Raw genomic sequence first — 7648 nt, forward strand, 5'->3', positions numbered from 1 at the left:
GAGATATGCACTACAGTCGTTTAAAACTTACAGTACAAGCACCTTTAAAACTAAAGGATTTAACTTGTAAGTTTGTCGTTATTAATAATAATACCAAGAAAAAAATTGAGTTTGAAGAACGATTTAATGAGCAAGGTTTAACTGGATGGACTGAAATTTATAATTTGAATACTAGTTTAATTTATGAAGTTTATTTACGTGGAGACATTCTTCAAAAAATTTCTGTAAAACCATATAAAGATAAAAAAACACATAGCGTTTTTACCATCAAAGTAACAGCTGAAATGACGAAAAATGTAAAAGAAAACATTAAAGAAATTTATTTAAATGATGGTGAAGTTGCTTGGTATTTAATTAAAAAGACTGAAACCATGCTCGATTGGGCGAAAAGAGTGTTTAAAAAGTCTTTGATATCTTCTGACTGGGACATTCTTCGAGCAAATAATCCCCATATATCCAATATGGCACCAATTCGATTACTAACACCAGGAATGGTGGTTGTTCTTTCCAACTCAACAACAGCAAAAGAGCTACCACAATATAAAAAAGATGCTCAAGAAGCCCAAAAAAACTTAGAACAAATGAAAAAAGACAAGGACTTCGATGCTAAGTTCTTTGCCCAAAACTATGAGTTTTTTTATGATGCCCTTAATGACAGTAGAACTGAAATAACCAATACAAATATTTTTATAAATAATGATCATCCTTTAGTTCAGAAATTTGATAATACACAAAATGATAGTGGTGTCGCATGGGGAACAATTGCAAAGGGAGGGATTGATGCTGCTATGAGTTTTTCAGATGGGGCAACAAAAAGAATATATAAAATACATGGCGAATTAGCCTTAAAAATGGCAGAAGAAAAAGCAAAGGGTACTTCTTTAGCGAATCCTAAAAACTTCAAAGCTTTTAGAAAAAAATATTCTAATTTATATGATGAGCTAAATAGAGAATCCAGAAAAAATTTATTCAAATGGGATCAATCAATTAAGACCAATAATATGAGGCGTATAATTAGTCAATCATCTTTAGCTAGAGGCGCAACTTACAAGGGTGGCATAAAAGGTTATATCGACAAAATGAGTGAACTTGGGAAAATGAGTAAATCTATAAAAGGTGGAGGATATTTGTTTCTAGCTTTAGATATTTACAATGCAGGTGATGCAATTGTAAATACTAAATCTGAAGAAAAAGTAAGAACTACTGTTGTGGAAAGCTCTAAAATTGCTGGTGGTTTAGGAGCTGGAGCTGTAGTAAGTTTTATTGTTGTAGGTCTTGCAACAGGCGGAACAGGTTGGGTTGCTCTAGGTGTTGTCGCTGGTGTTGGCGCTTTAGCAAGTTGGGGATTTAGCGAAGGAGCAGGATTTGGGGCGGGTTATATTTATGATAAAGTGAGCGATAAAAAATGAAACACTTCTTCAATCTACTAACTACAGACTATATATTTACTTTTTTTGTGTTTGGATTTGTATTTTTATTTATTTTCTTTTTATGTTCATTTTTCTTATATGTCTATATAAATATTAATTTAAAAAATATATGTAAAATTATAGTTGATGATGAAATGTGGTATAGAACACCTTTAAGTCCCTTAACATTTAATTTATTAAGTGCATTGCCAATAGTTTTTGGGAAAGAATATTTAAATATTAAATATAATATTAAATTTAAAAAACTATACTCCAAAAATTATTATTTTTCCCTCAATGAAAGTGAATTAAAGGAATTGATAAATAAATACCCTGTTTTTTTTAATACACAGTATTTTATTATATTTTCAGGAGTTTTATTTATTTTTTTTATAGGTATAGCTACAATTTTAAGTAAGTTTTTATAAAAATACATTTAAATCCTAGACGAGTATAGTGGAATCGAGTTAGGAGAGCTAGTTGTTAGAAAAGACTATGATTAATGAGAATAAAATATAATGAATAAACTCTTATTGTTCATAGAGATAATGCCATTAATATTTTTTGGTTTTTTGTTTCTAATCATTTTCTTTTTATCTTACTTAATACAATACAGTTATATTTCTTATAACTTAAAAGGTATCTGTAAAATTATTTTTAATGATGATAAATATTTTAAATTTCCATTAGAACCGTTTAATTGCTTTTTTATTAGTTTATTACCTATTGTTTTTTGGAGAGAAACTCTAAATGTAAAAAAAGGAGTTAATTTTAAAAAACTTTATGGACAACAATTTTATTACCTAATAAATAAAACTCAACTGAATGAGATGTTAATAAAGTATCCTAAATTATTTTATATTCAATACATAATTTATGCATCAAGCATCTTGTTTTTTTTATTTGGTGGACTTGCTTATATTTTAGATAAATATTTTTAAAAACTAAATTACATTCTAAAAATGCGACTATAACTCTGTCGTGGTTTATTCTTTAAAATTACTCACTTTTATTTCTAAAACCTGTAATTGTTGATCAGAGCTTTTTTTTATCTTGAAGTTCCGTAATTGTTCGCTCAATTTATTTACTAATCTTACTAATTTGTTTAAGTTCTCATTTCTATTTTGGTTGCAGGCTCTTGATTGCTTTCTTGATGTTTTGATTGTCCTACCGTGTTACTACAACTGCTTGCGTAAATAGGCTTAACTCAGTAATCATGACTAGATAAACATAATGGACATTATGTTTAATAATTTTGTTAGAAATCAATTAAAGTGTCTATATTTTCATTAAGAAGCCGACTAGAAAAAATCGGCTTATTTGAAGTAAAGCTATTTTAATGTTTGATTTAAAATCAAACAATTACATTCAAAGTCACATCAATATTGCCACGTGTTGCATTTGAGTATGGACAAACAATATGTGCAGCATCAACTAGTTTTTGTGCTTCTGTTTGCTCCAAACCTTCTAAATGAATATTTAAAGTCACTTGAATCCCAAAACCTGTTGGAATAGGGCCAATACCGACATCACCTTCAACAAAAACATCAGGCGTAATTTTCAAATGATCACGATTAGCTACAAACTTCATTGCACCTAAGAAACATGCAGAATAGCCCGCAGCAAAAAGCTGTTCAGGGTTAGTACCACCACCTGCACCGCCCATTTCTTTAGGTACTTTCAACTGAATATCTAAAATACCATCTGACGATGTTGCACGACCATCACGACCACCAGTTGCTTTCGCATGTGCGGTATAAACCACCTTTTCTAAAGACATTTTTATATCCTAAAATATTTATTTGAAACACTATCCTGTATTAAAATGCAGAATTAATAAGCAGTTTTTTTGTAAATATAATGTCTAAATAAAAAAGAATTAAAGTGGACCTGTATTATTTCTAAAATCAATCAGATATTGCCCATTTTTTTGCTTTTGAATCTGACTAAAAGAAAAGGTTTGAGGCATTTCTTCTGTACCTTTAAGCATGTATTCAGTATTGATTTTAAAGGTCTTAGATTTTTTAAATTGTTGCTCTAAAGCAGTAATACCATCTAAATAAAACTCACGATCATCTTGTTGAAAATAAACAGCAATTTTACGTAACTCTTGAATTAAACAACTTTGACAAAGTGTATGATTTTTTTCAATATAGGTTGAATTTAGCATAAGCTGAATGTTGAAACCATAAGATTCACAACCAACATGTTCAAGTCGTATAGTTTGCTTATTTTCGAGTTGTGCTGTTTCTAAACCATATAAAATAGGGAAATCATCAGTCGTATTTTTAATTGAAAAAGTATGATTCTGAACTTTATTCTTTAACAGTACTGGTTGGGCTAAACCTCGAACACATTCTGTTTCTGAATTTTTTTTTGCAATTGCATACAGATCATTTGATTTTGCAAATACCGAGCCACAAGTGAACGAAAGAAATACAGGTATAAGGGGTAAAAATATTTTCATTGTTATCGCTTTAAAGTTGCAATGAAAATATTAAAAATGAGTTCATGAAAAAACTCAAGACTTACGTTTTACTTTATTTAAAACTTTAGAGTTGAATTAATTGTCGATGTTGCATAAGTGGCATTGATGCACGTATGGTATTTTGTTCTTCTAAATCAAAAGGTACAGTTAAAAGTCGGGTACCTTCATTATCTGTAATTTGTAAAATTTGTCCACGGGAGTTGGTTGCTCCTGCATGCCCCCAAGTTTGGCGCTTTTCACCATGCCAACCTTGCTGCGCTGCGCCTAAAACTTGACATTGACTATCCATAGCGCGTGCTTGGAGTAATAACTGCCAATGCATTTCACCTGTTGTATGGGTAAAAGCAGCAGGGGCAGTCAAAATATTTGCACCATGCGATCTAAGCATCAGTGCAAGTTCAGGAAAGCGTAAGTCATAACACACCATTAAGCCAATATTGCCAAAGGGTGTTCTTGCCACAACGACATCTGTACCAGGTTCAAAAAACTTAGATTCTTGATAACCACCGACTGCGTCACCAACTTGCACATCAAACAAATGAATTTTGTCATATCGTGCTTCGGTGCGTTCAGGGCTAATACATAAGCTCACAGTACGAACACGACCATCTTCAATGATTGAACCATCAGGACGAAAAGGGCATGGGAGAGTACCCGCAACAATCCAAATTTGATGTCGATACGCTAAGTGTTCAAGACGTTGTTGAAATTCTTCGAAACGCTCAGCTGTATCGCGTTGTTTACCAGCGGCGAAACAAACAAAATTCTCAGGGAAAACAACCAAAGATGAACCTAAAGCTTTACTTTTTTGAATCAATGATTCAATGACCATGAAGTTTGCTTCAATGTCATTTTGAGAATTCATTTGAACAACGGAAAGTAAAGTCATGCTCTATCCTTGAAATATTTTGGAAGAATAGTTAAGCATTTTGCTTATCAGCAGATATACAGTCCATCGTATCTTGCTGTTTTTCAAGTTGCTTCACCAATGGCTCAAACATATTTTGATTATTTTCATTGAGTTTCATGAGTGTTCTATGTGCATCTAATACCGTGCATAGCATTGTATTGTTTGTGATGTTGTCATCAATCAGTGCTTTAGTACAGACATTAGGATCACCACAGTAATTTAAAATGACAAAAACTTGCCCTAGCCCCATGCTATTGGCTAGAGTAGAAATATCGGGATTTGTAGAGAGCATTACTGCTTGAACATGGTGGATTTGTCTAAGTTTTAAGCCTAGTTTAGCCAAAATACCTAAAACAGTACTGTCAATAAAAGTAGTTTGGGTTAAATCAACAAGTGCGCCGGTAACGTTTTCTTGCTGTTCAATTCTCGCCAAAAGTTTGTCTAAGCTTATACAAGACTGGGCTCGCACTTCACCAATGAGTTTGAAGATATGCGTTCCATTCAAGCTTGCATATTCAACATGACCTGTTGACATATAAATGCCATTTGAAGAAAAGGATTTGAAAATTATCACATAGCGCAACTCGATACTCAAGCATTTGCATAGGTATAAATAGTCTATAGTGATGTAGGTTATTGATTATAAATCTAATTCATTCTTCTGAGGCTGAGGATGGCAATATCATCCGCAACGTGATCTGGTGCACGGAATGATTGATTTTGCAAATGATAGACCAGTTGAGCGAACTGTTCATTCAAACCGCCACTATATGGTTCGAGTGCACCATCGGAGCAAATAATGAATCGTGCATGCTTAGTCAATGTTGTCGTAAATTCTTCAACTTCGAGGTCTTCTGTTAGACCTAATGGAAAGCTACTGGTATTTAAAACACGAGGGGCTTGATTTGGTTCAAAGATAATAGGTGGAGGATAATGACCTGCACTAGACCATTTTAAGGTATGGGTTTCGAGGTTTAGCGTACCTGCAACCATTGTAATGTGTTTTTCAATATTTTCTTGAACTAACATACCATTGAGTTTTTTGATTAATTCTCGTGGTGTTTTAGAGCGACCATGAAATGCAGCCATCCAAGAAGTGAGGAGTGAGCTTGTTACACCATGGCCAGAGACATCAGCAAGATAGAAAATAATTTCTTTATCGCTTATTTTCCAATAATCATACCAATCACCCGATAAATAAGCCGAAGGTTTAAATAACGTTTCAACTTTATAATTGAGTAACTCAATTGGATTAGGGAGTAATTTTTTTTGTAGTTCCGCTGCAGAAGGTAAATCACGACTATCTTGATTGCGTTTATATTGAGCATCTATTTTTTGTAAAGATTGTTCAGGATCGTTTGGTAAACGATTCCAAATCCATCCTGCCAATGCACCCAATTCCCACGCTTGAGAAAGTTCAGAACCTTCATTTTCATGCGCAATAACAACAGTAGGTAAAGACCATTGATGTTCCAAATAGTCATGTACATCCGCAATTGCAACAAGTGTAGAGTCACATTGCCCAAGATCTTCGATGCGGATCATTTCTAAACTCGGAAGTGCATTTAGAACAGCATCTAAATGGGGGATAAGTCGAGTGGGTTGAATGAAATACATAGAATGAAATTAAAAACCTGAGCGTTGTAAAATAAATATATTAGACGATGTCAAATCAATCGCCAAGTATTGGCGTAAAACAAAAAAAATTACGCCAACATTAGCTAAATCGTATTTCTTAAAATAGTGTAAGAAAATATTCAATTATTTTTTTGAATTGCTATCTACGTCACTGTCGTCATCCTGCTCATCAACAAAAGAAACAGTTTCTTCACCATTCCCTTTTTTCTCAGCAATTTTAAATGCTACACGTTGTAGGTAAATGTCACGAATAGATGCGTACCTATCACCTTGTAAGACTTTATCTACATCAAGTAAGTTCGATCGGGCATCAATAGCACTCATTATTGTATGCCCCCAAGCTAATTCAGTTTTATCATGATCACCTAAAATGTAGGTCATCGGTTTAGCATAACCTTCAACTGGATAGTCTAAAGCTGCACGAAACGAACTTGGTCCCATAATAGGTAACATTAAATAAGGGCCACTTGGTACGCCATAGTAGCCTAAGGTCATTCCTAAGCTTTCTTCTTCTGTAGGTAATCCAAGACGACTTGCAGGATCAGCCAAGCCTAAAGATGTCACTGTATTAATAGTAAAACGGCCCAATGATTTGGCTGCACGGCTAAAACGACCTTGGGCAAGTTGATTGACGGCATTCCATGGTTCAGACATATTTTTACGGAATAAACGATATGAGCCACGAACTTCACCAGGTACTTTTTCTGAGTATTGAACTGCTAAAGGACGAGCAATATTACGATCAAGCATGTCATTAAAAGCAAATACCTCACGGTTTAGCGGTTGCAACGGATCTTTAATGCTGTCGTCTTGTGCAGCATTTGCATCAACTTTTAAGTTTTTTGCTTTAATATTTTTCAAATCTTTCAACGCATCAAGACGCGGATGTTTATTATGTTCTGTTGTGTTTACCACATCTGTTGGTATAGGTTCTACAGCATCGTTTTCAGCTGAATCACTTATTGCTTCAGAAATGATAGCTTCTTCTTGCGCGAAAGCGGGTGCAGCGAAAGCAAGAGAAAACATACTTGCCCATAAAAAATTAAAACGATGCATAGGAATCCTTTTTTGCAATTTTCTTTGCCATAATGATTGGATTAAAAAGAGTTAAAACTATCTTAACAGGTGTAACCCATAATGTATTAAAACAAATATGGTTAAAAAGTGTGAATAAATATGATAAATGGGTATAAAACAACCACT

At 33.5% G+C, this 7648-nt stretch carries 8 protein-coding genes; 2 read left to right on the forward strand and 6 right to left on the reverse strand.

Annotation, left to right across the window (positions count from 1 at the left end; all coding sequences use genetic code 11):
* Positions 1-5 precede the first annotated feature (5 nt).
* Both FW754_RS07495 and FW754_RS07500 read left to right on the forward strand, forming a co-directional pair.
* A complete protein-coding gene (locus tag FW754_RS07495; RefSeq protein WP_446324249.1) occupies positions 6-1409 on the forward strand; it encodes a hypothetical protein in 1404 nt (467 codons plus the stop codon).
* Entirely contained in the window at positions 1406-1837 is a 432-nt protein-coding gene (locus FW754_RS07500; protein WP_446324250.1) for a hypothetical protein, read from the forward strand. Before FW754_RS07495 ends, FW754_RS07500 begins: the two co-directional genes overlap by 4 nt.
* A 926-nt stretch (positions 1838-2763) precedes the next feature.
* On the opposite strand, the gene FW754_RS07505 is transcribed toward FW754_RS07500, so the two are convergent.
* The 6 genes from FW754_RS07505 to FW754_RS07530 form a co-directional block, all read right to left on the reverse strand.
* Positions 2764-3189, reverse strand: a complete 426-nt coding sequence (locus tag FW754_RS07505) for an organic hydroperoxide resistance protein (protein ID WP_409510385.1) — start codon at positions 3187-3189, stop codon at positions 2764-2766.
* Between the two features lie 99 nt (positions 3190-3288).
* Entirely contained in the window at positions 3289-3876 is a 588-nt protein-coding gene (locus FW754_RS07510; protein ID WP_409510386.1) for a hypothetical protein, read from the reverse strand.
* An 85-nt stretch (positions 3877-3961) separates the two neighbouring features.
* Positions 3962-4786 (reverse strand): carbon-nitrogen hydrolase family protein, encoded by an 825-nt coding sequence (locus FW754_RS07515; protein WP_409510387.1) that lies wholly within the window; start codon positions 4784-4786, stop codon positions 3962-3964.
* Between the two features lie 31 nt (positions 4787-4817).
* A complete protein-coding gene (gene gigB, locus FW754_RS07520; protein ID WP_409510388.1) occupies positions 4818-5342 on the reverse strand; it encodes an anti-anti-sigma factor GigB in 525 nt (174 codons plus the stop codon).
* A gap of 113 nt (positions 5343-5455) precedes the next feature.
* Positions 5456-6424 (reverse strand): RsbU family protein phosphatase GigA, encoded by a 969-nt coding sequence (gene gigA, locus FW754_RS07525; protein ID WP_409510389.1) that lies wholly within the window; start codon positions 6422-6424, stop codon positions 5456-5458.
* Between the two features lie 144 nt (positions 6425-6568).
* Entirely contained in the window at positions 6569-7501 is a 933-nt protein-coding gene (locus tag FW754_RS07530) for an MlaA family lipoprotein (RefSeq protein WP_446324251.1), read from the reverse strand.
* Positions 7502-7648: the final 147 nt, after the last annotated feature.

This window comes from Acinetobacter sp. 1207_04 (genome assembly GCF_052850415.1).

Excerpts from the sequence above, each read along its gene's own strand:
- FW754_RS07530 (WP_446324251.1), bottom strand. The coding sequence starts at position 7,501 with ATGCATCGTTTTAATTTTTTATGGGCAAGTATGTTTTCTCTTGCTTTC.
- FW754_RS07500 (WP_446324250.1), top strand. The coding sequence starts at position 1,406 with ATGAAACACTTCTTCAATCTACTAACTACAGACTATATATTTACTTTT.
- FW754_RS07510 (WP_409510386.1), bottom strand. The coding sequence starts at position 3,876 with ATGAAAATATTTTTACCCCTTATACCTGTATTTCTTTCGTTCACTTGT.
- FW754_RS07495 (WP_446324249.1), top strand. The coding sequence starts at position 6 with ATGCACTACAGTCGTTTAAAACTTACAGTACAAGCACCTTTAAAACTA.
- FW754_RS07515 (WP_409510387.1), bottom strand. The coding sequence starts at position 4,786 with ATGACTTTACTTTCCGTTGTTCAAATGAATTCTCAAAATGACATTGAA.
- gigB (WP_409510388.1), bottom strand. The coding sequence starts at position 5,342 with ATGTCAACAGGTCATGTTGAATATGCAAGCTTGAATGGAACGCATATC.
- FW754_RS07505 (WP_409510385.1), bottom strand. The coding sequence starts at position 3,189 with ATGTCTTTAGAAAAGGTGGTTTATACCGCACATGCGAAAGCAACTGGT.
- gigA (WP_409510389.1), bottom strand. The coding sequence starts at position 6,424 with ATGTATTTCATTCAACCCACTCGACTTATCCCCCATTTAGATGCTGTT.